Source organism: Amycolatopsis rhabdoformis (assembly GCF_035918295.1).
In the GTDB taxonomy this organism is placed as follows: Bacteria; Actinomycetota; Actinomycetes; order Mycobacteriales; family Pseudonocardiaceae; genus Amycolatopsis; species Amycolatopsis rhabdoformis.
Genome location: NZ_CP142149.1, coordinates 6,505,349 through 6,530,207 on the forward strand (window position 1 = coordinate 6,505,349; position 24,859 = coordinate 6,530,207).

At 70.7% G+C, this 24,859-nt stretch carries 16 protein-coding genes and 2 pseudogenes; 9 read left to right on the plus strand and 9 right to left on the minus strand.

Annotated elements, in window-relative coordinates:
• Positions 1 to 21: 21 nt before the first annotated feature.
• Together VSH64_RS29830 and VSH64_RS29835 are read left to right on the plus strand one after the other, a co-directional pair.
• Positions 22 to 468: a hypothetical protein gene (locus VSH64_RS29830; protein ID WP_326566066.1), complete on the plus strand. Its 447-nt coding sequence runs from the start codon at positions 22 to 24 to the stop codon at positions 466 to 468.
• A gap of 1,657 nt (positions 469 to 2,125) precedes the next feature.
• Positions 2,126 to 2,530: pseudogene (locus tag VSH64_RS29835) on the plus strand (ferredoxin); the annotation flags it as partial.
• Positions 2,531 to 2,541: 11 nt separating this feature from the next.
• Here the strand turns inward: VSH64_RS29835 and ilvA are convergent.
• Positions 2,542 to 3,747, minus strand: coding sequence for a threonine ammonia-lyase (gene ilvA / locus VSH64_RS29840; RefSeq protein WP_326566067.1), 1,206 nt, complete (start codon positions 3,745 to 3,747; stop codon positions 2,542 to 2,544).
• A gap of 96 nt (positions 3,748 to 3,843) precedes the next feature.
• Here ilvA and VSH64_RS29845 point away from each other — a divergent pair, with 96 nt between their 5' ends.
• The gene (locus VSH64_RS29845) at positions 3,844 to 4,143 is read left to right on the plus strand and encodes a hypothetical protein (RefSeq protein WP_326566068.1); all 300 of its coding nucleotides are present in this window, start codon (positions 3,844 to 3,846) and stop codon (positions 4,141 to 4,143) included.
• Positions 4,144 to 4,884: 741 nt separating this feature from the next.
• Here VSH64_RS29845 and VSH64_RS29850 read toward each other — a convergent pair.
• The 5 genes from VSH64_RS29850 to VSH64_RS29870 form a co-directional block, all read right to left on the minus strand.
• Positions 4,885 to 6,042: a cystathionine gamma-synthase gene (locus tag VSH64_RS29850; RefSeq protein ID WP_326566069.1), complete on the minus strand. Its 1,158-nt coding sequence runs from the start codon at positions 6,040 to 6,042 to the stop codon at positions 4,885 to 4,887.
• 132 nt (positions 6,043 to 6,174) lie between these two features.
• Positions 6,175 to 6,924: an FUSC family protein gene (locus VSH64_RS29855; RefSeq protein ID WP_326566070.1), complete on the minus strand. Its 750-nt coding sequence runs from the start codon at positions 6,922 to 6,924 to the stop codon at positions 6,175 to 6,177.
• Positions 6,925 to 7,009: 85 nt separating this feature from the next.
• Positions 7,010 to 7,438, minus strand: coding sequence for a hypothetical protein (locus VSH64_RS29860; RefSeq protein ID WP_326566071.1), 429 nt, complete (start codon positions 7,436 to 7,438; stop codon positions 7,010 to 7,012).
• A 1,022-nt stretch (positions 7,439 to 8,460) separates the two neighbouring features.
• A complete protein-coding gene (locus VSH64_RS29865) occupies positions 8,461 to 10,068 on the minus strand; it encodes a hypothetical protein (RefSeq protein WP_326566072.1) in 1,608 nt (535 codons plus the stop codon).
• 216 nt (positions 10,069 to 10,284) lie between these two features.
• Positions 10,285 to 11,655 carry a cystathionine beta-synthase gene (locus tag VSH64_RS29870; protein ID WP_326566073.1) on the minus strand — a complete coding sequence of 457 codons (1,371 nt, stop codon included), beginning with the start codon at positions 11,653 to 11,655 and terminating at the stop codon, positions 10,285 to 10,287.
• A 281-nt stretch (positions 11,656 to 11,936) separates the two neighbouring features.
• Between VSH64_RS29870 and VSH64_RS29875 the strand changes: the two genes are divergently transcribed.
• On the plus strand, positions 11,937 to 13,157 hold the full coding sequence (locus tag VSH64_RS29875) for an acetyl-CoA C-acetyltransferase (protein ID WP_326566074.1): 1,221 nt from the start codon (positions 11,937 to 11,939) through the stop codon (positions 13,155 to 13,157).
• Between the two features lie 594 nt (positions 13,158 to 13,751).
• On the opposite strand, the gene VSH64_RS29880 is transcribed toward VSH64_RS29875, so the two are convergent.
• Together VSH64_RS29880 and VSH64_RS29885 are read right to left on the minus strand one after the other, a co-directional pair.
• Positions 13,752 to 15,299, minus strand: coding sequence for a DHA2 family efflux MFS transporter permease subunit (locus tag VSH64_RS29880; RefSeq protein WP_326566075.1), 1,548 nt, complete (start codon positions 15,297 to 15,299; stop codon positions 13,752 to 13,754).
• 331 nt (positions 15,300 to 15,630) lie between these two features.
• Positions 15,631 to 16,497 (minus strand): Bax inhibitor-1/YccA family protein, encoded by an 867-nt coding sequence (locus tag VSH64_RS29885; RefSeq protein WP_326566076.1) that lies wholly within the window; start codon positions 16,495 to 16,497, stop codon positions 15,631 to 15,633.
• Between the two features lie 331 nt (positions 16,498 to 16,828).
• Here VSH64_RS29885 and VSH64_RS29890 point away from each other — a divergent pair, with 331 nt between their 5' ends.
• From VSH64_RS29890 to VSH64_RS48555, 5 genes and pseudogenes are all read left to right on the plus strand, one after another.
• Positions 16,829 to 18,337, plus strand: coding sequence for an MSCRAMM family protein (locus VSH64_RS29890; RefSeq protein WP_326566077.1), 1,509 nt, complete (start codon positions 16,829 to 16,831; stop codon positions 18,335 to 18,337).
• A 16-nt stretch (positions 18,338 to 18,353) separates the two neighbouring features.
• Positions 18,354 to 19,058 carry a class F sortase gene (locus VSH64_RS29895; protein WP_326566078.1) on the plus strand — a complete coding sequence of 235 codons (705 nt, stop codon included), beginning with the start codon at positions 18,354 to 18,356 and terminating at the stop codon, positions 19,056 to 19,058.
• A gap of 324 nt (positions 19,059 to 19,382) precedes the next feature.
• A complete protein-coding gene (locus VSH64_RS29900; RefSeq protein WP_326566079.1) occupies positions 19,383 to 21,374 on the plus strand; it encodes an SDR family oxidoreductase in 1,992 nt (663 codons plus the stop codon).
• A gap of 121 nt (positions 21,375 to 21,495) precedes the next feature.
• The gene (locus VSH64_RS29905) at positions 21,496 to 22,689 is read left to right on the plus strand and encodes a coiled-coil domain-containing protein (RefSeq protein WP_326838060.1); all 1,194 of its coding nucleotides are present in this window, start codon (positions 21,496 to 21,498) and stop codon (positions 22,687 to 22,689) included.
• 211 nt (positions 22,690 to 22,900) lie between these two features.
• Positions 22,901 to 23,263 (plus strand): annotated as a pseudogene (locus VSH64_RS48555) (pentapeptide repeat-containing protein); the annotation flags it as partial.
• A gap of 131 nt (positions 23,264 to 23,394) precedes the next feature.
• On the opposite strand, the gene VSH64_RS29910 reads toward VSH64_RS48555, so the two are convergent.
• Positions 23,395 to 24,717 carry an amidase family protein gene (locus VSH64_RS29910; protein ID WP_326566080.1) on the minus strand — a complete coding sequence of 441 codons (1,323 nt, stop codon included), beginning with the start codon at positions 24,715 to 24,717 and terminating at the stop codon, positions 23,395 to 23,397.
• Positions 24,718 to 24,859: the final 142 nt, after the last annotated feature.

The following is a 24,859-nucleotide window of genomic DNA, read 5'->3' on the forward strand; positions in this document are numbered from 1 at the left end:
CGATTCAGGAGGACACCACCGATGCCGTTCAAGTGGCCGCAGCTGGACCCGATCCAGCAGAACGAGCTGCTGGGTGAGATCACCACGGCCGTGGTCGAAGCCGTGCCGCCGGGCTGGCAGCAGGTGATGATCGACTTCCGCATGGTCGGCCGCAACGTCGATGTCGCCGTGGGCGTGAAGGACCCGAGCGGCACGTTCCGGCCGTGGGACCCGCCGGTCGACGTTTGGAAGCTGTTCCAGCGCCTGCGCGGCGGCATGTACACCGAAGGCGAGGGCACCTGGTTCTCCGCGCGCTTCGGCATCGAGCCGCCGAGCCGCTTCACGATCCAGTACAACTGGCGCAACGAACCGGACTTCGACCCGTACCCGGCCGCGGAGCAGTTCGCGATGGAGCAGGAGCGCTTCCCACGCACCGAGGAGTTCATGCCGGACTGGTTCCGCGAACGCCTCGCCGCCGCCGGCCACTGACCACGTCGGGGGATTTCGCATGAGCCAACCGCCGGCGCCGCTGACCGCCGCCCAGCAGCAGGACCTCCTCCGGCGCGTCGGGCAGGCCTGCGCCTCGGCCACCCCACCCGGCTGGCGGCGCCTGCGCGTGGAATACCGCGCCGCCGGCCGCCACATCGAGGCCGACGTCTTCACCACCACCCCGGACGGCCGCGAGCACCCGGCCCGCCCACACCCCGAGGCCGTCCGCCTCCTCGGCGTGCTGCGCACCGGCATGTACCGCCCCGGCCGCGGCACCTGGCTCTCCGCGACCCTGCTGTTCACCCCCCAGCACCCACCCCGCCTCGACTTCCGCCCGGACGTCGAACCCCTGTGGCGCCGGCCTCCCCCACCGGTCGGCTTCCAGGACGAACTGCGCTTCTTCCCGCGGTCGGAAGCCTTCATCCCACCTTGGCTGCGCAGCCGCGCGGGCCTGCCACCACTCCCGGCACCGTGGACTCCGGACACACCACCACCGGCTGCTGGTTCTGCTGCCGCTGGTTCTGCTGCCGCCACTGCGGCTCCTGCCGCTGCGCCACAGATGCCCCCATCACCCCCGGCCGGCCCACCACCGGCCGCGGCCGCGGCACCTGGCACCCGCGCCCCCACCGCACCTCAGCCGAACGCGGACCCTCCGACGCCCCCGGTCGGCACTCTCACCGGCGCCACCACGCCGGAAATCATCGCGCCTGGCGATCACGCCACTCCGCCGCCGCAACGCACTGCAGTACCAGCGCAGGGCTCGACCCCGCCCACCACAGCTCCCACACCACAGCCGAAACCCGATCCTGCGACGACCGCGACCGGTGGCACAACTCCCACGCCGGGCCAGCAAGAACGCAGCGCACTTGCGCCTGACGGCGCCACCACTTCCCCACCACCGCGAGACTCAGCCGCGCCGGCAGCGGCTTCGACACCGCACGCCCCGGCTGCCACGCCGCAGCCGGAACCCGCGACCACGAGCACGACGAACGGCGACCACACCGACGTAGCCGCCAGCGGTGGTCCGCCCTCCGTGCCGGGGCAGCAGAAAATCGACGCACCGGCCGCCAGCATCGACACCACTTCAGCGCCACCACCGGACACAGTCGCGCCAGCGGAGGCCCCGGCACCGCCCGCAACCCACGTTCCGCCGCAAGCACCCGCGACCCCGGCAAACGACGACCTCGCCGACGTGGCCTCGAGCGGTGGCATGACCCCCTTGCCAGAGCAGCAAGAAGTCGGCACACCGGCACCCAACGGCGAAACTTCAGCGCCTCCGCGAGACACGGCTGCGTCTGCAGCGGCCTCGTCACCGCCTGCCGCAGCTCACGTACCTCGGCCGGAAGCCGAGACTGCCGCTACGAGGAACGGCGACCGCACCGACGTAACCGTCAGCGATGGTCCGACCCCCTCGCCAGAGGAGCGGGAAAGCGGCGCACCGGCACCCAACGGCGACACCAGTTCCGCGCCGGCAGAGGGCTCGACGCCGCCTGCCCCGGCCACCGCGTCGCGACCGGAACCCGAGACCGCGACGAACGGCGACCACGCCGACGGAACCGCCGGCGGTGGCACAACCGCCTCCCCGGAGGAGCACGAAGGCGCGGTAGCGGAGAGCGGCGCCCTTCCCGCGGCACAGCCGGAGCTCGCAGCCGGCGTCGCGGATCCGCCGGCGGCCACCGTGGCCGAGATGCGGACCCCGCGCGTGTACGACGGGCTCGACGAGGCCGGCCGGCCCGTGGTCGAGCGGGAGGCGCTGGCCGGCGGTGAGCGGGAGCGTGTGCTGGCGTATCTGGAGTCGGCGCCGGCGGTGTTGGCGTCGCGGAGTTTCGAGGTGGACGCGTTCGATCCGGCGCGCACGGACGTGGTGCCCTTGACGTTCCGGACGGACGGCAGCTGGGTGTGGCCCGGGGCGGTCGCGTATTACCTGCGCGAGCACGCCGTGGCGCCGGACCCGGAGCTGGTGCGGCACATCCGGGGCCGGCGCTTCGTGGTGCCCGAGGTCGGGGAGCCGGCGCGTGAGCTGGCGCTGTCGGCGGTGACCGGGGCGCCGATCGTCCACTGAGGACCGGGCGGTTACGGCACGATGGTGAACCCGGCGTCGGCGAGGGCGCCCTCGACCTCTTTGCAGTGCTCGGGGCCGCGGGTTTCCAGGGCAAGGGCGACGTCGACCTCACCGAGGGCGAGGCTGCCGGAGATGCGGGAGTGTTCGACGTCGAGCACGTTGGCACCGAGTTCCTTCACGCGCGTGAGCACGGACACGAGCGAGCCCGGCCGGTCGGGTACGCGCAGGTGGAGCTTGAGGTAGCGGCCGCCGGCCGTCATGCCGTGCTGGATGATCTGCTGGAGCAGCACGGGGTCGACGTTGCCGCCCGACAGGATCGCCACCACCGGCGCTTCGAAGGCGCCCGGGTGCTGCATCAGCGCGGCCACGGTCGCGGCGCCGGCGGGCTCGACCACCAGCTTCCGCCGCTCCAGGCACAGCAGCACCGCGCGCGAGAGCGACTCTTCGCTGACCGTGACGACGTCGTCGACCAGGGAAGACACGTGGGCGTAGCTGACGGGCCCCGGCTGGCCCACGGCGATCCCGTCGGCCATCGTGTACAGCTCACTCAGCCGCACGGGCGCGCCGGCCGCCAGCGAAGGCGGGTACGCGGCGGCGTCCTCGGCCTGCACGCCGACCACGCGGATGTCGGGCCGCAGCGCCTTCACCGCAGCTGCCACGCCGCCGACCAGCCCGCCGCCGCCGGTGGCCACGAGCACGGTCTTCGCGCCCGGCACCTGCTCGAGGATCTCCAGGCCCACGGTGCCCTGCCCGGCGATCACGTCGGCGTGGTCGAACGGGTGGATGAACACCGCCCCGGTGCGCTCGGAGAACGCGATGGCCGCTTCGAGCGTCTCCTCGAGCACGGCACCGTGGAGGTGCACGTCGGCGCCGTAGCCGCGGGTGGCCGCGAGCTTCGGCAGGGGCGCGCGCAGCGGCATGAACACCGTCGAGGAGATCCCGAGCAGCGAAGACGCCAGCGCCACCCCCTGCGCGTGGTTGCCGGCGCTCGCCGCGACGACACCGCGGGCGCGTTCCTCCGGGCTGAGTCCGTGGATGCGGGTGTAGGCGCCGCGGATCTTGAACGAGCCGGTGCGCTGCAGGTTTTCGCACTTGAGGTAGACCGGGCCGCCGTGTAGGCGCCGCAGGTCGCGGGCGTGTTCCATGGGGGTCACCCTGGTGATGCCCTCGAGGAGCTTGCGCGCCTCCTCGATCCGCTCGATGCTGACCAGTTCCATAGGTCGCGATGATGCCACCGACCTATGGCCCAGGTGCCACCGCCGCGGGACCGGTACTCTGATAACGGCAACCACACGTGATCAGGGAGTGCGACCATGGCCCGCGGGAAAAACGCGACGACCGCCCGCGGCACCCGCGCGACCCGGTCGGCCGGAGTCCTGCCCCTCGTGCTGGGCGTCGCCTCCGCCGTCGCCCTCACCGGCGCCGCCTACTTCACCGTCGACGCCGCCGGCTGCGGCGCCCACCCCCAATACATCCGCCACGACAACCACGTCGAACTCGTCGGCGGCTGCATCGACGGCTCCGAGCTCCCGGCCGCCCCCGCGGACCAGCAGGAAGCCGCACACCACTCCCTGCACACGGCGGGCCCGCAGCCGAGCAGCTACCGCCCCTGACGGGTCTGGACCGCCATTTTCGAACCCCGTGCCGCGGTTGGTGCGGGGTTCTTGTGTTCGCGGGGCCGCATTTGTACGCGGAGCGCGCTCGGGTCCGGTGGGTCCGGTCCGATCGAGTCCGGTGGGTCCGGTCCGCTCGCCTCGCGAGCCGCGGTGACAGGTGGGAGCCGGCCGAGGGTTCGCCTGAGGTCTGCCGGTGATCAGTTCGAGGGTTCGCCTGAGGTCCGCCGGCGACCCATCCGAGGGTTCGCGTGAGATCCGCCGATGACGAGCCCGAGTTATCCACAGCGGATCCTGCCGACCCCGAGTTGTCCACAGATTTCCCGATCGCGGTTTTCGAGCCCCTGACCTCGGTAAACTGGAACAGGGCAGTCCCCCCTGAGGAGGGCGGGGGTTTGTCCGCCGGGGCGCTGTCCACCCGACGGAAGGCCACCGGGGGGCGAGACGCCGCAGGTGCCAGAGGCCGCCACGACTCCGCCGACTGCAAACCTGCCCAATGGGCGAGAGCCCACCGCTACTCCACCCACCGCGACCGTGCCCGCCGGGCGGGACGTCACCGCGGCCCTGCCCAGCGCGACCGTGCCCACCGGGTGAGAGCCCACCGCGACTCCGTCCACCTCAGCGAGACGCCACCGTGGCGAGAGGTCGCTGCGGCGAGAGGCCACGGCAGCGAGACACCACCAAAAAAGAAACCCCCGCACCACAAAAACGTGGCACAGGGGCTCCCTAAAAAAGTCAGCCTCAGCCCAGCGCCGCCGTGAGGTCGGCGACCAGGTCGGTGCCGTGTTCGATGCCGACGGAGAGGCGGAGGAGGTCGGCGGGGACCTGGAGGGTGGAGCCGGCCGTGGAGGCGTGGGTCATGCGGCCCGGGTGTTCGATGAGGGACTCGATGCCGCCCAGGGATTCGGCCAGGATGAAGAGCTTGGTGCGCGACGCGACGTCCAGGGCGGCCTGCTCGCCGTCGGCGTGGCGGAAGGAGACCATGCCGCCGAAGCGGCGCATCTGCTTGGCCGCGACCTCGTGGCCCGGGTGCTCGGGCAGGCCCGGGTAGTAGACCTGGGAGACCTTCGGGTGCTTCGTGAGCGTCTGCACGATGAGCTCGGCGTTGTCGCTGTGCCGCTCCATGCGCAGGGCCAGCGTCTTCAGGCCGCGCAGCGTGAGCCACGCGTCGAAGGGGCCGGGGACGGCGCCGGCGGCGTTGCGGAGGTAGAAGAGCTGCTCGCGCACCTCGTCTTCGTTGGTGAGCACGGCGCCGCCGACGACGTCGGAGTGGCCGCCGAGGTACTTGGTCGTGGAGTGGACCACGATGTCGGCGCCGAGGGCCAGCGGCGTCTGCAGGTACGGGGTGGCGAAGGTGTTGTCGACCACCAGGCGCGCGCCCGCGTCGTGGGCCACGCCCGCCAGCGCGGCGATGTCGGCGATGCCGAGCAGCGGGTTGGTGGGGGTCTCGCACCAGATCAGCTTGGTCTCGGGCCGCAGCGCGGCGCGGACCTCGTCGACGTCGGCCAGGTTGGCGACGGTGTGCTCGATGCCCCAGAGGCTCAGCACCTTGTCGATCAGGCGGAACGTGCCGCCGTACGCGTCGTTGCCCAGCACCAGGTGGTCGCCGGGGCGCAGGGTCGTGCGCAGCACCGCGTCGGACGCCGCCATGCCGGACGCGAACGCCAGCGCGTGGCGAGCACCCTCCAGCGACGCGAGGGCCTGCTCCAGCGCGGTGCGCGTGGGGTTCGCGGTGCGCGAGTACTCGTAGTCACCCTCGCGGGTGCCGCCGACGCCGTCCTGCGCGTAGGTCGACGTCTGGTAAATGGGCACGATGACGGCGCCCGTCCGCGGATCGGGCTGCTGCCCGGCGTGGATGGCGCGTGTTTCGAAACCCAGCACGGAGTAGTCGTCGACCATGGTTCCAGGGTACGACCCGGTACTGACAATCCCGTCAGTTGGGATGGAATTCACGCCGGCCGCCGGCGGTAACCGCTGGTCGCGCCGGTGCGGTCCCACCTGGCGGCGGTGCGCCAGGCGGAACCGGTCCCGTCACCAGCCCTGCGGGCCGTTCTGCTGCGGGGAGTAACCGCCCGGGTACTGCGGCTGCGGCGCGGCGCCGATGCCGACCCAGCGCTGGGTGGGCTTCACGATCGCGAGGATGAGCGTGGCGACCGGCGGGAGGAGCGCGATGATGCCACCGGCGATGCCGATGCCCAGGTACTCGGAGGAAGTGTCCACGAGCCCACCGCTGCCGGCCAGGGCGAGGATCAGCTGCACCACGCTGAACACGATCGCCACCGCGCAGCCGATGATCACGCACAGCCGGCCCGCGGGCTTGTGCATGATCAGCGCGATGGCGCCGTAGAGCAGCAGCCCCACCAGCACGGCGTCGACGATCAGCGGAATGACGAAGGCGCCGGTGCCGCTGCTGTACGTCGTCAGCGCGACGATCGACCCGATCACCGCGATCAACTGCACGACACCACCGAGAATCGCCAGCACGGCCGCGGTGATCGCGGTGCCGCCGCCCGGCGTCTGCTGGACCACACCCGGGCCGCCCGGATACGCCGGGAACGGCTGGCTCGGCTGGCCGTACTGCTGCGGGTACTGCCCGGGCTGCGCGCCCGCGTAGGGCTGGCCGGGCATCGGCTGCTGCCCCGGGTAAGGCTGACCGTAGGGCTGCTGGCCGGGAACGGGTTGCGGACCGGAGTACGGCTGGCCGTAGGGCTGCTGCTGCGGGTTCTGCCCGTACGGCTGCTGCGGATTCTGCCCCTCGCCGGGGTTCTGGGGATAGCTCACGGAAGTCCTCGGGAATCCGGCCCCCACCGGCTGCGGGGAGATGTCCCCGTATCGTGCCAGGCCGGAGGCGGTTCCGGGGCGAAAATCACCACTGCCCGGGCACGTAGGTCCGGTACCTGAGATACGAGAACGTGGGACGCAGCGCCGCCAGCACGAGCACGATCGGCGCGAGCACCACCAGCACCGCGCGCACGACGTCCGCGAAACCGGCCAACGCGAAAACGACCTCGAAGTAGGCCGCGTAACCGCCATTGCCGAGCGTGGGCTCCAGCAGGATCGCGCCGATGGCGATCACCGCGCCGAGGATCAGCAGCACGGCGCCCGCGGTGGCGCGGAAGATCGTGGCAAGCGCGCCGATGAGCAGGAACAGCCCCGCGCCGAGGTACGCGCCGAGGTCCACGAGTGTCCACACAGGAAGGTCGCCGAGGCTGAACCCCGAAGGGATGTCGATGAACGACGTCACCGGCACGTAACCCGCCGCACCAGCCGCCACGAGCCCCAGCAGCGCGGCCACCACCGCCGTGACCCCCGACGGACGCCTCGCACGCAGAGACGGCTCCCCCGCCGCGGGACCGGACCGCTGCTGCGCTGGAGATCCGTACGGGCCGCTCAACTCTGCTCCACAGGGCTCGAAGGCGAAAACGAACGGCTCACCCTAGCCCGTAAATCGCGATCATGGACGAGAAATGGTGAAGCGATGAAGAACGAGTGCCCGTTTCGCCCAGGTGCCGTATCGAGTCAAGATCAGCGGGGTGGTCGTTACTGAAAAACAGCATTTCTCAATTTTTCGCAAAGATCGGCTGTGTGGGTGACGGCGGTGGCGGCCGGGCCGGATTGGCTGTGGGCCGGGCTTGATGGCCTCGTTGCGCGCGTGGCAATACCGAGCGGTACTCAGTTCGGTGCTGTCCCGTGGTCGGCGATCGGTCAGTTCCTCGATGCCGGAGCAGGTGGTGAAGATGTGAATTCTCGGAACGGGGCCGGGAAACCGGTGGAGTGGTCGGTTCTCCTGGGTTCCGCAACGAGATTCGGCCGACACAACTACCGATGGGACTCAACGCGAGTCGGATCTGAAGCGGGGCAACACAACCGGGCTGGATGGTCACGACATCCCGCGCAAGGCCTCGACGCGGTTGCGGGACGCAGCACGAAGGCGAACGCGGTCGGCGGATCACGGCGCCTGCGCTGGATCGACGAACCCAACCGCGGAAGGCGAACGGAACTCGGCCGTCGCACGTGTTCTCGCGATCGCAGCGGTGCGTTGGGCCGCAAGGAACACGCCGCCGGAACAACGAAGTCGCCGCTGCGCGCGGTAGTGCGGGAAGTCAGGCGCAGGCAGTGAACGCTCACGAGCTGCGGCCGGTCCATCAGCGCAGGCGGATCCGACAGGACGGCCGATCCGTCAGCCGTAGCAGGTAGCCGGCCAGGGATCTGTGGCGTGTGCCGCCACATCAATGGGCCGTAAAAGAGTGGAGCAGACAGCGAAGGGCCCCTTCGGCAAGTGCGCCGAAGGGGCCCGTCACGTCCTAGCTCAGCTGGTCACCACTGGGGCGGCTGGCCGTAGCCCTGCTGCGGAGGCTGGCCGGGCTGCTGGCCGTAACCCGGAGGGGGCTGCTGGCCGGGCTGGCCGTAACCCGGGGGCGGGCCGTAGCCCGGAGGGGGCTGCTGGCCGTAACCCGGCTGACCCGGCTGACCCGGCTGGGGCTGACCGTAGGGCTGCTGAGGCTGGCCCGGCTGGGGGAAGCCGCCGCTGCCGGGCTGTTCGGGCTGGCCGTAGCCGGGCTGCGGGGGCTGACCGAAGCCGCCGGGCTGCGGGAAGCCGCCGCTGGTGGGAGCACCGGGCTGCTGGCCGAAGCCGGGCTGGCCGAACGGAGGCTGGCCCTGCTCACCGAAGCCGGGCTGGCCCGGCTGCCCGGGCTGACCCGGCTGACCGCCGAAGCCCGGCTGACCGAAGCCCTGCTGCGGCTGGCCGAACGGACCCGGCTGGCCGAAACCACCCGGCTGACCCGGGCCGCCGAAGCCGGCGCCGCCGGCGGGGGTGCCACCGCCGAGGCCGATGAACTGGGCCGTGGGCGGGATGAGGCCGAGGAGACCGACGATGAAGATCAGGATGCCGAAGATGAGGACCGGCATGCCGATGCTGTCGGCGCCCGTCTCGCCGGCCCGGTCGAGGATCTCCTGGTTCGGCGTGGTGCCCGACACGAGCAGGATGCCGAAGACGCCCAGAATCAGACCACCGACGGCGGTCACGATCGGCACGATCTTCTTGATCCCGCCGCCGAGACGGCCGGCCAGGATGAGACCCGCGCCGCCGGCGATGGAGATGACCGCGCCGACCAGGACGAGGATCACGTAGAGCCAGATGGCGCCCGGCGTGGCGAGGCCCGACTGGCTGAGCAGCTCGTCGACCTTCGAGTCACCGACCGCCTGGCGGCCCTGGTCGATGCTCGACGAGTAGTCGCTCGCGTCGCCCATGTAGAGGAACGACCAGATCAGCGACAGCACACCCAGCAGCGCGACGATGCCGCCGGCGATCATGCCGTACATGCTGTTGCCGCCACCGGACGCGGCGGGCGCGGCGCCGAAGGCCGGCGGCGCTCCGAAACCGCCCGGCTGACCTGGCTGCCCCGGCTGGCCGAAGCCACCCTGCGGCGGGGCGCCGAAGGCACCCTGGCCCCCGTCGAACCCGCCCGGAGCACCGAAGCCCTGCGGCTGGCCCGGCTGACCCGGCTGGCCGAAGCCGCCGGGCGCGGAAGGCGCACCCTGCTGTCCCCCGAAGCCCGGCTGGCCGAACCCGCCGCCCATGGCCGCGGGGTTGTCGGCCGCGCTCGGCGGCGGGGAGTACGGGATGGCCGGCGGCTGCGAGCCGGGCGGGACGAGCTGCGTCGACTCGGCACCGAAGTGGCTTTCGCCGGCCGAGTTCGCGTCACCGGGCCGCACGACCTGCGTGGGCTCGGGGGCTTCGCCGAACAGCCCGCCCTCACCCGAAGGCGCGGCAGACGGGTACGGCTGGCCCGGCTGGACCACCTGGGTCGGCTCCGACGCGCCGAAAGGACTGTCCTGCTGAGGTGTGGGTCCACTCGGTGGGCCCTGCGGCGGCTGCTCGCCGCCGTCCCCGGGCTGGTTCGGTGGCTGCGGAGCACTCATGTGGGTCTTGAACCCCCTTGACGAGGACGCGAAAAAGTTCTATCGCGCCCACGCTATCGGATAGCGGGGCAGGGCGCTTGGAACGCCCCGACCCGCATTGCCGATTTACCGATTCGGCCAAAAGCAGGCGGGTACCCGACAGAAGCGTGCCTCGCCGGGCGCCCCTTCCCGCCGTGGCTGTGGCCGGATCGGTAACAAACAGCGCTGTATCGTCAGTTATCGACCGGCGAGGAAGCCGAGCAGATCGTGCCTGGTGACGACGCCCGCGGGCTTGCCGTCGATCAGCACGAGCGCGCCGTCCGCGCCTTCGAGGGCCTTCATCGCCGAGCTCACCTGTTCGCCGGCGCCGATCGTGGGCAGCGGGGGCGACATGTGCGTCTCGAGCCGGTCGGCGAGCTGGGCCTTTCCGGTGAACAGGGCGTCGAGCAGGTCGCGCTCGTTGACCGCGCCCACGACCTCGGCGGCCATCACCGGCGGCTCCGCGCTGACCACGGGCATCTGGCTCACGCCGAACTCCGAGAGGATCGCGACGGCCTCGGCCACGGTCTCGTTCGGGTGCGAGTGCACGAGGCTGGGCAGCGAACCGCTCTTCTTGGTGAGCACGTCGCCCACCGTCGCGCCCGAGGAATCGGGCGGGAGGAAGCCGTAGGACGACATCCAGTCGTCGTTGAAAACCTTGGTGAGGTAGCCGCGGCCGCCGTCGGGCAGCAGGACCACCACGACGTCGTCCTCGGTGAGGCCCTCGGCGAGGCGCAGTGCGGCGGCCACGGCCATGCCGCACGAGCCGCCAACCAGCAGGCCCTCCTCCACCGCGAGGCGGCGGGTGATGTCGAACGAGTGCGCGTCGGAGATCGGGATGATCCGGTCGGCGATGCCGCGGTCGTAGGTCTCGGGCCAGAAGTCCTCGCCGACGCCCTCGACCAGGTACGGCCGTCCGCTGCCGCCGGAGTAGACCGAGCCCTCGGGGTCGGCGCCGATCACCTGCACGTGCCCGTCGCTCGCCTCCTTGAGGAAGCGGCCGGTGCCGGAGATCGTGCCGCCGGTGCCGACGCCGGCGACGAAGTGCGTGATCTTGCCGTCGGTCTGACGCCAGATCTCGGGACCGGTGGAGAGGTAGTGGCTCTCCGGGTTGGCGGGGTTGGCGTACTGGTTGGGCTTCCAGGCGCCGTCGATCTCGCGGACGAGGCGGTCGGACACGTTGTAGTAGGAGTCCGGGTGCTCGGGCGCCACGGCGGTGGGGCACACGACGACGCGGGCGCCGTACGCGCGCAGCACGTTGCGCTTGTCCTCGCTCACCTTGTCGGGGCAGACGAACACGCACTTGTACCCCTTGCGTTGCGCGACCATGGCCAGGCCCACGCCGGTGTTGCCCGACGTCGGCTCCACGATCGTGCCGCCGGGCCGCAGCTCGCCCGAGGCCTCGGCGGCCTCGATCATGCGCAGGGCGATGCGGTCCTTCACGCTGCCGCCGGGGTTCACGTACTCGACCTTCGCCAGCACCAGCGGCTTGAGCCCCTTGGTGAGGGAGTTCAGCTTGACCAGCGGGGTGTTCCCCACGAGGTCGACGATGTGCTCGGCGTACTCCACGACTGCGCTCCTGCCCTTCCGGCGCCGGATCTCGGCGGCGAGACCCAGCCTAAACGCTGGACCTGCGACGCTGTCCACTCAGTCGGGTGCAGTCGACTTGTCGGCCGCGCGGGTGATCGTCCGGTGCGGCAGTGCTCCTGCGTGCGGGGTTCGCGCGTTGTCACCGGCCGGGCTGCCCGATAGTGGTCCGCGTCGCCTTCGGCTTTGCGGGACGCCGGATACGCGGCAGTATGGTGAGCAACCGCTTAGCTTGTGTCGCCGACCCGAGGAAGTGTCCCGTCATGCCCGAAGCCGTCATCGTTTCCACCGCCCGCTCCCCGATCGGCCGCGCCGGCAAGGGCTCGCTGGTCAGCATGCGTCCCGACGACCTCGCCGTGCAGATGATCCGGGCGGCGCTCGACAAGGTGCCGCAGCTCGACCCCGCCGACATCGACGACCTGATGCTCGGCTGCGGCCTGCCCGGCGGCGAGTCCGGTTTCAACATGGGCCGCGCGGTGGCCGTCGAGCTCGGGTACGACCACCTGCCCGGCTGCACGATCACGCGCTACTGCTCCTCCAGCCTGCAGACCACCCGCATGGCGATGCACGCGATCAAGGCCGGCGAGGGTGACGTGTTCATCTCCGCCGGCGTCGAGGCCGTGTCGCGCTTCGCGAAGGGCAGCTCGGACTCCTGGCCCGACACGCACAACCCGCTCTTCGCCGACGCCGAGGCCCGCACCGTGGCGACCGCTTCGTCGGGCACGGACAGCTGGACCGACCCGCGCACCGACGGCAACGTGCCCGACGTCTACATCGCCATGGGCCAGACGGCCGAGAACCTGGCGCGCCTCAAGGGCGTCACGCGCGAGGACATGGACGAGTTCGGCGTGCGCTCGCAGAACCTCGCGGAGAAGGCCATCGCCGACGGCTTCTGGGCCAAGGACATCACCCCGGTCACCCTCGCCGACGGCACCGTCGTCTCGAAGGACGACGGCCCCCGCGCCGGCGTGACGCTCGAAGGCGTGTCCGGCCTGAAGCCCGTGTTCCGCCCCGACGGCCGCGTCACCGCCGGCAACTGCTGCCCGCTCAACGACGGCGCCGCCGCCGTGATCGTCATGTCCGACACCAAGGCCCGCGAACTCGGCCTCACCCCGCTGGCGCGCATCGTGTCCACGGGCGTCACCGGGTTGTCGCCGGAGATCATGGGCTACGGCCCGGTGGAAGCCTCCAAGCAGGCGCTGAAGCGCGCCGGGATGTCCATTTCGGACATCGACCTGGTCGAGATCAACGAGGCCTTCGCCGCCCAGGTCATCCCGTCGTACCGCGACCTGGGCATCGACCTCGACCGGCTGAACGTCAACGGCGGCGCGATCGCGGTCGGCCACCCGTTCGGCATGACCGGCGCGCGGATCACCTCGACGCTGATCAATTCCATGCAGCACCACGACAAGCAGTTCGGCCTGGAGACCATGTGCGTCGGTGGCGGGCAGGGAATGGCGATGGTGTTGGAGCGGCTTTCTTGAGGTAGCTGAGGTTTGGTGAAGGGCCGCTCGCGGAGGATCGCGAGCGGTCCTTTTCTTTGTGGTGACGGGTTTGGCGGCACCACACGGCACTTGTTCCCGCACGCCAGCACGCCAGCACGCCAGCACGCCAGCACGCCAGCACGCCAGCACGCCAGCACGCCAGCACGCCAGCACGGACGAGGCAATCCGGTCGCCACTGTTCGGTCAAGCGCCGTGCGGAGCCAGGTTCCCACGGACTGCAGGTAGTTCGCCGGCAACGCCGCCGGACTACGCGAGTGGCCGAGGCGCCGCTGTTTTCGGCCGGGCGCGACCAACGAAGGCTGCCGCCGAGTCGCTGCGCAAGGCCCGCGATCCGCAGCCCTCACCGTGCAGAGTCCAAGTCCGCCAAGGAAAAAGCGCTACCAGCTGCCTGCGTCGCTCCCGGCGGCAAGCAGCGGTCACCACCCAGCGTCCCCCGAAGCCAGCCCGAGGAGAGGCCCGCAGCCGGACACCACCGGCCCAAGCGCACCCCAACCCCAGCCCCACCCACAGCGCCAACGACGGAGGGCCGCTCACCACCGAAGTCGTGAACAGCCCTTCCCCGAACGAAACCCGTCAGTGCAGCGGCGCAGCCGGCACCGGAGCGGCCGCGTCGTCCGCGCCGGAAACCGGAGGCGTCGGGATGAAGCGGCGGTTGGGCAGGAACGCGGCCGGCACCAGGCACAGCGCCAGGATCACCGTGGCGATCAGGAACGGCGTCGCGAAGGCGCCGGCGGCGAGGGCCGCCGCGGCGGTGTGCGTGGCGGGGTTCAGGGTGGCCACGGTGGCCGCCAGCTGGCCCTGGCTGGTTGGCACGCCGAAGCGGGAGCCGAGGAGCGCGGCCAGGACGATGGACATCACCGCGGACCCGATGGCGCCCGAGGTCTGCTGCAGGATGCTCGTGGTCGTGGAGGCCTTGGCCATGTCCTCGGACCGCAGCGTCTGCAGGGCGGCCGAGGTGATCGGCATCATCGTGCAGCCCATGCCGAGGCCCATCACGAACGCCGCCGACAGCAGCAGGGCGTACGGGGTGGTCGAGGTGACCTGAGTGAACGGCACCATGCCCACCACGATCAACGCCAGACCCGGCAGCACGATGCGACGCGCGGCGATCTTGTCGGCCAACCGGCCCGTGAACGGCATCGCGATCATCGCGCCGAAACCCTGCGGCGCGAGCAGCAGGCCGGCGTGCAGTGCGGACTCGCCGCGGACCAGCGTGAAGTACGTGGGCAGCAGCAGCATCGCACCGAAGAAACCCATGCAGAACACGGAAAGCGTGATCATCGAGACCGAGAACGCCCGGTTCTTGAACAGACCCAGGTCCATCAGCGGATTCGCCACGCGCAGCGCGCGCAGCACGAAGCTCACCAGAAGCACGATGCCCGCGACCGCCGGCAGCCACACCTCGACCGCGGTGATCGTGCCCGTGGACGGGATGCGTGAGACGCCGAAGATCAGCGCCGCGAGACCCGGCGACACCATGAGCAAGCCGGCGAAGTCGAACCGGCCGGACTTCCTCGCCTGGTCCTTCGGCAGCAGCCGCAGCGCGAGCAGGAACGCGATGATGCCGATGGGCACGTTGATGTAGAAGATCCAGCGCCAGCTCACGGAGTCGACGAGCCAGCCGCCCAGGATCGGGCCGCAGATCGGACCCAGCAGCATCGGCACGCCGAGCACCGACATCACGCGCCCGATGCGCTGTGGCCCCGCCGTGCGCGTGAGGATGGTCATGCCGGCCGGCATCAGCATGCCGCCGCCGAGCCCCTGCAGGACGCGGAAGATGATCAGCGACTCGACGTTCCACGCCAGCCCGGCGAGCATCGACCCGACCAGGAACGTGCCGATCGCCAGCAGGTACAGCCTTTTCGTGCCGAATCGGTCGGACGCCCAGCCGGTGACCGGGATGACCGTGGCCAGCGCCAGCATGTAACCCGTGGCGACCCACTGGATCGTGTCGAACGACGTGCCGAACTGGATCGTGAGCTTCTGCAGCGCCACGTTGACGACCGTGGTGTCGAGGATCGCCATGATGGCGCCCAGCACCACGACCGACGCGATCTTGAGCACGCCGCGGTCGAGTTTGTCGGCGGCGCCCGGCGCGGCCGGACTCGGTTGAGCGGACATGCGGTGGACCATCCCCATCGTCGAGAGCGAAAAGGCCACGCAAGCCCCTCGCGGGGTCCCCCTTGCGCGACGTCGTCGAGGCTAGAGGACGCCACCGACAAAAAGCCATCGATTTCGCCCGAAGCGCGATGAAGACGGCTTTTCGCGTTCTCGGCGCTCCCGCGGTAAGTCCTCCACCTGCGCTGATCCACCGGAAATTCACCTTGGCGCACGCACTCTGCGTACGCGCTCCGTCGCACCAAGCCGCCTATTTCGCCGCGTACAGAACGCGTACACAGAAAAGGCGCCCCGTAAGAACACGGAGCGCCTTCTCGGGAGTCCTGCGCGAGCGTTAGTCGCGCAGGTAGGACAACAGTCGCAGGATCTCGAGGTACAGCCACACCAGCGTGGTCATGAGGCCGAAGGCCGCGAACCACGCCCACTTGGCCGGCATCCCCGACCGGATCATGCGATCGGCCTGGTCGAAGTCGAGCAGGAAGCTGAACGCGGCGATGCCGATGACCACGAGGCTGAAGATGATCGCGATCGGGCTGCCGTCGCGCAGCGGGTTGAAGCCGAAGAGCAGCGCGGTGAGGAGGTTGACCACCATCAGGATCACGACACCGCCGACGGCGCCGACGATCCACTTGGTCAGCTTCGGCGTTACCTTCACGGCGCCGGTCTTGTAGACCACCAGCATCGCGATGAACACACCCGCCGTGCCGATCAGCGCCTGCAGCGCGATCCCCGGGTACAGCAGCTCGAACAGGCCGCTGAGCGCGCCGAGGAAAATACCCTCGGCGGCCGAGTAGGCCAGCGTGAGCGGGCCGCTCGCCTTCTGCTTGAAGATGATCACGAGCGAGAGCACGAGCCCGACGATCAAACCGCCGAACAGTGCACCGAGCAGCGCACCGCTCATGCCGCTGACACGGCCGAGCGCGTCGGTGACGAGCTGGTTCTGGGCCCAGATGGCCGTGACGACACCGAACACCAGCGCGGTGCCCAGCGAGAGACCGGTCTTGACGACGACGTCGTCGACCGTCATCGGCCGGTCGGCGGATCCGGCGGCCATCTGCCCCGGACCGTAACCGGGGACACCGCCCTGGCCCTGCGCTGTGCCGTAGGGCTGCTGATCGAAGCCGACGTTCGGCCCGTACTGCCCTTGAGCGGCCGAACCGCGGGGCAAGTTGCGGAACGCCGGGTTGCTACTGGAACGCACCTGATCCTCCTGGATCTGCTGGCACCTTGCATCGGGTTCAACGACCACCGGGGCTCGGGGGTTCCCGTCCGGACCGTCGAGTAAAGGAGACTTTACCCTTTTGCCCGATCAGGCGATCCGACCCGCGCCGGGCTACACCGTATGCGACTGAGATCACGACCGTTCACCGCAGGTCACCCGATGGCCCCTAGACAATCCCGGTGATCAGCCGCGAACCTTCACTTCGCGTGTTCGGAATGTGACCGAAGGCGTGTCGGGGAGTTGTTCGATCGTGTGACCTGCGTCGACGCAGAGGCGTCACGGCAGAGCCTGTTGAAGGAGTCAACACACCATGGGGTGGTCTTCACGCCCGCGCGCTCGCCTGCGCGCGGCCGCCGGTCTGGTCGCCACGGCCGTGCTCGGCGCACTCTCCCTCACCGCCATCGGCTCGGCACCCGCCGAAGCCGCGAGCCAGCACGGTGTCGGGCAGTTCGTGCCCGGCCAGCGGTTCGACAACAAGGACCACAGCCCGAACTGGCTCGGGTCCTACCTCGTCGCCGGCAAGAAGGTGTTCTGCGTCAGCTTCCAGCTGAAGGCACCTGACTCGAACGAGAAGTACAAGCCCGGCGACAAGCTGCTCACCAAGTGGGGCGACGAGATCCCCGCCGACAAGGCGGCCGACATCTCCTACCTGCTGCTGCGCTACGCCGACACCGACGACGCCAACACCGCCGCCGCGCTCGCGCACCTGTTGCACTCGTGGACCTCGGCCCCGCGGCCCGGCCATGACGACCTCAACGAGGCGCTGCCGGCGGACAAGATCGGCTACGACATCGCCATGCACCTGCAGGGTCTGAAGGACCTGCCGGGCAACGGCGAGGCCGCCTACAACGACGTCGCGAAGCTCACCGCCGACGCCGAGGCCAACCGCGGCCCGTGGACCGCGTCGGTCACGCCGCCGAAGGACGACCAGCACCTCGGCACCGCGGCGACCTGGACGGTCACCGTGAAGAACGCCAAGGGCACCGGCGTGCCGGACGTGCCGGTGAAGCTCGACGCCACCGACGCGACGCTCTCGACCGGCGACGCCACCGACACTTCGGCCCAGCCGTCCGACGCGGCCGGCGGCAGCGCGACCGTGCAGGGCGCGCAGACCGAGACCACGCTCAAGACCGGCGCCGACGGCACCGTCTCCGTGAAGCTCACGCCGACCGGTGACCAGCCGAAGCTCGCCACGTCGCTGTCGGCCCCGGCCGACCGGCCGTACGTGCAGAACCCGGTGAACACCGGCATCCAGAACGTGGTGTCCACCGGCGGCGAGAAGACGCTGACCGCCGAGGGTGTCGTGGCCGTCGCGAAGCCGGGCAAGGTCCAGGTGACCAAGACCGACGCGAAGACCGGCAAGGGCATCGGCGGCGCGACGCTGCGGATCACCGCCAAGGACAAGAAGACCGCCGCCACCGGGCAGGACGGCAAGCCGCTCACCGGCCCCGACGGACAGCCCGCGGTGGTCACCACCGCCGGCGCCACCGGCGCGGTGACGGTGGACAACCTGCTGGCACCACAGGACATCTGCGTCGTCGAGGTGGCCGCGCCGCCCGGGTACGAGAACGCGTTCGACGCGAAGAACCCGCCCTCGGTGTGCGGTTCGCTGAAGCCGGGCGACACACTCGCGCTCGCCGTCGCCAACACGCCGAACGAGGTGCCGCACGCGATCCCCGCGGGCGACCAGCCGGTGGCGATGGCGAAGGGTGCCGTCGAGACGAGTTTCTCCACGCCGGGGCTGATCGGCCTCGCGCTGCTCGCGCTCGTCGGTTCGGGTCTGGTCGGGTTCGCCGCTCGTCGGGCGTCCCGGAGGTAGTGGGAGCGGTACGGGTATGGCACGCAAGAGCCGGTTGATCACCGGTTTCGTCCTCGGCGCGGCGAGTGTTCTCGTGGTGGAGCTCGCCACCGTCGTGATCAGCGCACCCCCGATGGCGGTGGTGGCCGGCAGCGCGCAGCCGGCTGCCGCCGCCCTCGCGGGGTTGCGGCCGCCTTCGTCTTCGGCGCCTTCTTCCGCGCCCGTCGCACCGCCGTCTTCGGTGGCTCCGCCACCGCCGGCCGCGCCGGTCGAGCACAAGCAGCCACCGCCTCCGCCCGCGCCGCAGAAGCCGGGCACGCTGCGGTTGCCCGGCGGGGGCACGGCCGCGATGGTGCGCCAGGGCCTGGGGCCGGGCAACACGCTGCCGGTGCCGTCGGACATCGGGCAGGCCGCCTGGTGGGGCGCGGCGCTCGACGCGGTGAGCGGGGCGAGCGTGTTCGCGGGCCACGTGAACTGGAAGGGCGCCACGGGGCCGTTCGCCGAGCTGTGGAACGAGCGCATCGGCGCCGAAGCGACCATCGTGGACAGTGCCGGGAAGACGTCGAAGTACCGGATCTCGCAGCTGGTGACCGTGCACAAGGACGATCTCCCGGCGCGGGCCGACGATCTCTTCGGTCAGGCCGGGCCGCACCGGGTGGTTCTGGTGACGTGCGGCGGCCGCTGGGTCGGCGGGGCGGACGGGTACGAGGAGAACCGGGTCGTGATCGCGGATCCGGTCTGATCCTCTTTTTCACCGACCCCGGCGGGTTTCCCGGCCGGGGTTTCTGCCTTTTTCTCCCGTGCGTCAGGCACCGGCGTGCAGTGTTGAGGTGGTGTTGGCGTGGCACGAACGGACCGTTCGCGCCGGGTGAAGCGGTGCGCGAGCGGCAGGTTCGTGCCACTCAGCGGGACGTCCGGCCCGGAAAAAAGTCCCTCCCACCTGCGGTACCCGGGTCACGCGCCAAGTTACTAGCGAGTAACATCACCCTGGCGCGCTGTGGTCAGCGCGGCTTCCATGCAGCAGAATGCGCAAAGGTCCAGCGGTGCACGGCGGAGGGTGATGGAGATGGCGACGTTCTTGGTGACAGGCGCGACCGGGTTGATCGGCCGCCAGTTCACCCGGCTGCTGCTGAAGCGGCCGGACGCGGAACGCGTCGCCCTCGTGGTGCGCGCGTCTTCACGGGAGAAGCTCGCGAAGCTGGTCGACGGGTGGCCGCACGCGGACCGCGTCCGGCTCGTGACCGGTGACCTCGGCGAGCCGATGCTGGGGGTGTCCGAGGAGGACCGCTCGGAACTGCGTGGAGTGGACCACGTGGTGCACCTGGCCGCCCTCTACGACATCACCGCCGACGACGAGACCAGCATCAAGGCCAATGTGGACGGTACGCAGCACGTCGTCGACCTCGCCGCGGACCTGCGCGCCGGCGCGCTGCACCACGTGTCGTCGGTGGCCGTGGCCGGTGATCACGAGGGGCTGTTCACCGAGGACATGTTCGACGTCGGGCAGCGGCTGATCACGCCGTACCACCGCACGAAGTTCGAGGCCGAGAAGCTGGTGCGCGAGCAGCACGAGGTGCCGTGGCGCGTGTACCGGCCCGCCGTGGTGGTCGGTGACTCCGAGACCGGCGAGATGGACAAGATCGACGGTCCGTACTACCTCTTCCCCGCCATCAGCAAGCTCGCCGGCCTGCCCGACGTGCCGGTGGTCGGGCCGGACCTCGGCGACACCAACGTGGTGCCGGTCGACTACGTGGCCAAGGCGCTGCTGGAACTGGTCACCACACCGGGTCTCGACGGGCGCGCCTTCCACCTCGTGAACCCCGAGCCGCAGTCGGTCGTGTCGGTGTACAACGCCTTCGCGCGGTCGGCCGGGGCGCCGACGATCACCGTGCAGCTGAGCGAGGGCGTGTCGAAGGGGCTCGTCGGGCTGGTGAAGCTCAGCGAGCACATCCCGGGCTTCACGATCGCGCGCGACGCGGTGATGGAGCGGCTCGGCATCCCGCCGGTGCTGCTGGAGACCATGGCGTTCCCGTCGGTGTTCGCGTCGACCGAGACGCGCAAGGCGCTCGCGGGCCGGGGCGTCGAGGTGCCGCGGCTCGACGACTACGCGGCCACGCTGTGGCGCTACTGGCGTGAGCACCTCGACCCGTTCCGCGCGCGCAAGCACGGCCCGCGCGGCGAGCTGGACGGGCGGCGCGTGATCATCACCGGCGCGTCTTCGGGCATCGGGCGCGCGACGGCGCTGAAGGTCGCGGCCGCGGGTGGCGTGCCGCTGCTGGTGGCGCGGCGGCAGCACGAGCTGGAAGAGGTGCGCGACGAGATCATCGCGGCCGGCGGCACGGCGTCGGTGTACCCGGCGGACCTGACCGACGAGGACTCGGTGCACAAGGCCGTGGACGCGATGCTGGCCGAGCACGGCCGGATCGACATGCTGGTGAACAACGCCGGGCGCTCGATCCGCCGGTCGATCAAGCTGTCGTACGACCGGATGCACGACTACGAGCGTGCGATGGCCATCAACTACTTCGGCGCCGTGCGGCTGATCCTCGCGGTGCTGCCGCACATGTCGGAGCGGAAGTTCGGGCACATCGTGAACGTGTCGTCGATCGGGGTGCAGGGCATCGCGCCGCGCTTCTCGGCGTACGCCGCTTCGAAGGCCGCGCTCGACTACTTCTCGCGGATCGCCGCCACCGAGACGCACGGCGACGGGATCACCTTCACCACGATCCACATGCCGCTGGTGCGCACGCCGATGATCCGGCCGACGAAGATCTACGACGCGTTCCCCACGAAGTCGCCGGAGCAGGCGGCCGACATGGTGCTGAAGGCGCTCGTGGAGCGGCCCAAGCACATCGGCACGCCGGCGGGGCAGGCCATCGGGCTCACGTACACGCTCGCGCCGGGCCTCACCGACGCGATCGCGTACCAGGGTTTCCGGATCTTCCCGGACTCGACGGCGGCCGGCGGCTCGGGCCGGCTGAAGATCGGCCGTGGCGAGAAGCACCTGTCGCGGGCGGCGATGGCGCTGGCCCGTTTGTCGCGCGGGTTCCACTGGTAGTCACGGTGCGTTTCGAGGGTGAGGCCGTTCAGGGGACGATCACCAGGTAGGGCCCGACACGTGGCGGTGAATCACCACTCCTGACGCCGACGACACAATGTGCGCGGGTACGGTCGGGCCCATGGTTCCCGAGCGAGACAACGGCCTCCTGCCCCTGCGGCGCGAGTACACCCAAGCCTGGCACGGCTTCGACCGCAACGAGGTGCGCCAGTATCTCGATCACATCGAGGCGCAGCTGCGCCGGCTGCTCAGTGATCGGGACGCGGCGGCGTCGCAGGTCTCCACGCTCGCCCGCGAGCTCGAGGCCGCGCGCGGCGAGGTGACGAAGCTGCAGGGTCGCGTCGACGAGCTCATGAAGCCGCCCGAACGGCTCGAGGACCTGGACGAGCGCATGCAGCGCACGGTGCAGCTCGCGCAGGCGCGGGCCGACGAGATCACGAAGCGCGCGCAGGTGGCGGCCGAGAAGCACTGGGCGTCGTCCACCGAGGCGTCGACGAAGCTGCGCGAGCGCTACACGCGCTTGGTCTCGGAGCTCGACAAGCAGGCCGAGGCCCTGCACTCCGAGCACGAGGCCGCGCTGCAGGAGACGCGCGCCGAGGTGCAGCGGCTCACCGTCGAGGCGGCCCAGCGCCGGGAACTCCTCGACAACGAAGCCGAGCGCAAGCGCCGCAAGATCGAGCGCGACTTCGACTCGAAGATCACCGCCGAGCGCAGCGCGCACGAGAAGCTGATCGCCGACCAGCGCACGGCCAGCAAGAACCAGGCCGAGCGCCGCATCGCCGAGGCGACGGCCGAAGCCAAGCGCCGCGTCGACGAGGCCACCACCGAAGCCAAGCGACGCCTCGACGACGCCACCACCCAGGCCGCCCAACGCACCACCGCGGCGACCCGCAAGGTCGAGCGCCTCGCGGAGATCCGCGAGCAGGCGCGGAAGAACCTCGCGATGGCGGACGAGGTGTTGAAGAACAGTGAAAGTCTGCTGGCGGCGTTGCCGGCAGAGTCGGTGATTCCGTCGGCTTCGAAGCTGGTGGGTGGGGATGATCCTGCTGCTTCTGCTGTTCCTTCTTCCCCGGCTGCTACTCCTGCTCTGGCTGCCCCGGCTGCCGCTCCGGCGCCGAAGCCGGTTCCCACTCCGAAGCCGAAGCCGGAGGTCGTCTCGGTCGATTCGCCGACCACGCCGGCCCCGACGGTGAAGCCTCAGCCGAAGCCGTCGAATGGCAATGGCAATGGCAATGGCGCGAAGACAACGGCCGCTGCCGAGAACGGCTCGGCCACCAAGCCAGTCACCCAGGCGGCAGGCAAGCCCTCCGCCTGACCCCGCGATTCACAGACGAAGGCCGCCTCCCACGTTCTGGGGTGCGGCCTTCGTCTTTTGTCAACCGGGTTGCCGCAGTTGTCCACAGGCACCACACCTGTCCACAGAAATGGCCAGATCTCCGTGCAACCACCGTTTTGTCGGGGGTCGCCGATAGAATGGACAAGGGCACGGCCCCCCTAGGGAGGGCGGGGTTCTGCTCAGCGGGGTTCTGCTCAGCGGGGTTCTGCTCAGCGGGGTTCTGCTCAGCGGGGTTCTGCTCAGCGGGGTTCTGCTCAGCGGGGTTCTGCTCAGCGGGGTTCTGCTCAGCGGGGTTCTGCTCAGCGGGGTTCTGCTCAGCGGGGTTCTGCTCAGCGGGGTTCTGCTCAGCGGGGTTCTGCTCAGCGGGGTTCTGCTCAGCGGGGTTCTGCTCAGCGGGGTTCTGCTCAGCGGGGTTCTGCTCAGCGGGGTTCTGCTCAGCGGGGTTCTGCTCAGCGGGGTTCTGCTCAGCGGGGTTCTGCTCAGCGGGGTTCTGCTCAGCGGGGTTCTGCTCAGCGGGGTTCTGCTCAGCGGGGTTCTGCTCAGCGGGGTTCTGCTCAGCGGGGTTCTGCTCAGCGGGGTTCTGCTCAGCGGGGTTCTGCTCAGCGGGGTTCTGCTCGCGCGAGGGGGCGCGACGGGCGGGGTGCTGGTGCAAGGAGGCGCGGCGACGCTGGCGGCCGACGGTGATCAGCGGCTGCGGGGCCAGGGGTTGGCCGACTCGAGTTGCGCCGCCAGGGCGAGGAGGAGGGGTTCTGCGCCGGGTGGGGCGACGAGTTGGACCGAGGTCGTGAGGTCGAGCGTCGGGTGGTGGCCGATCGGGACGGACAGGGCCGGGTAGCCCGCGAGGTTCCAGAAGCCTGTGAAGTCGGCGACGCGGACGGCCGGCACCACGTTCGCGAGCCAGGAGCGGCGGTGCCAGCGGAGTGCTTTCGGGGGCAGGGTCGCGAGGGTCGGCGTGATGAGCACGTCGTGGGCGCGGAAGAACTCTTCGGCCCGGGCGATCCACCTGGTACGCGCGCGGTCGCGGACGAAGGGGCGCGTGAGGTGGCCCAGCCGGACGTGCGTGCGGGTGCGGGGCTGCAGGTTGCGGAAGGTGAAGTCGGCGTCGGCGTGGGTGGCGGGGCCGGCGAACCAGCGGGTGACGAGGGCGAGCATCGTGTCGAAGCCGTAGGCGGGGGTGGCTTCGGTGAGGGTGTGGCCGGCGGCCGTGAGGAGCTCGGCGGCTTGCGTCACGGCGTCGCCCAGCGGGCGCGGTAGCGGTGCGCGGGTCACGGGCACCTGGGTGGAGAAGGCGATGCGTTGCGCGGACGGCGCCGGAATCGTGGCCAGGCCCGGGTTTTCGCCGAGGACGGACATGAGCAGGGCCGCGTCGGCGGTGGTCGTGGCGAGGGGGCCGTGGGTGGACATGCCGAACCAGCCCTCGACCGGTTCCTTGACAACACCGCGGCCGGGCTTGAGGCCGACGAGCCCGCACATGGCGGCGGGCAGGCGCACGGACCCGAGGCCGTCCGTGCCGTGCGCGATCGGCACCAGCCCCGCGGCCACGGCGGCCGCACTCCCGCCCGACGACCCGCCGGCGGTGTAGGCGGGCTCCCACGGGTTGCGCGAGACGCCGGTGGGGTCATCGCTCATCGGGTACAGGCACAGCTCCGGCACCCGCGTGAGCCCGACGATCACCGCCCCCGCCGCGCGCAGCCGCGCCGCGATCACACCGTCCTCCGCGAACGGCGCCTGCCGCCCCGCGAGCGACCCCCAACCCGCGTACTCCCCCGCGACCTCGGTCACGTCCTTCACCGCCACCGGCACGCCCGCCAGCGGCAGCTCCCGCAGATCCGCGCGCGCCGCGACCTCGGCCGCCTCCGCGAGCGCCTCGGCCGCCCGCACCCTCCGGAACGCACCCACCACCCCATCGGCCGCCGCGATGCGCGCGAGGGCTTCTTTGGTCACCTCAACCGGATCCAGCTCACCAGCGCGCACCCCGCGCGCGATCTCCACCGCAGTCAGCACCATGATCCGCACCCTAATCGCCCCCGGCCGCCCGCGCCCCTGTCCACGGCCATGCGGACTTCGGTTCTTCGGTCGCCGGCACGGGATCCGGTACGCTGCACGCGCTCGTGACCGCAACGCGACATCCCCACCCGGCCACCCCAAC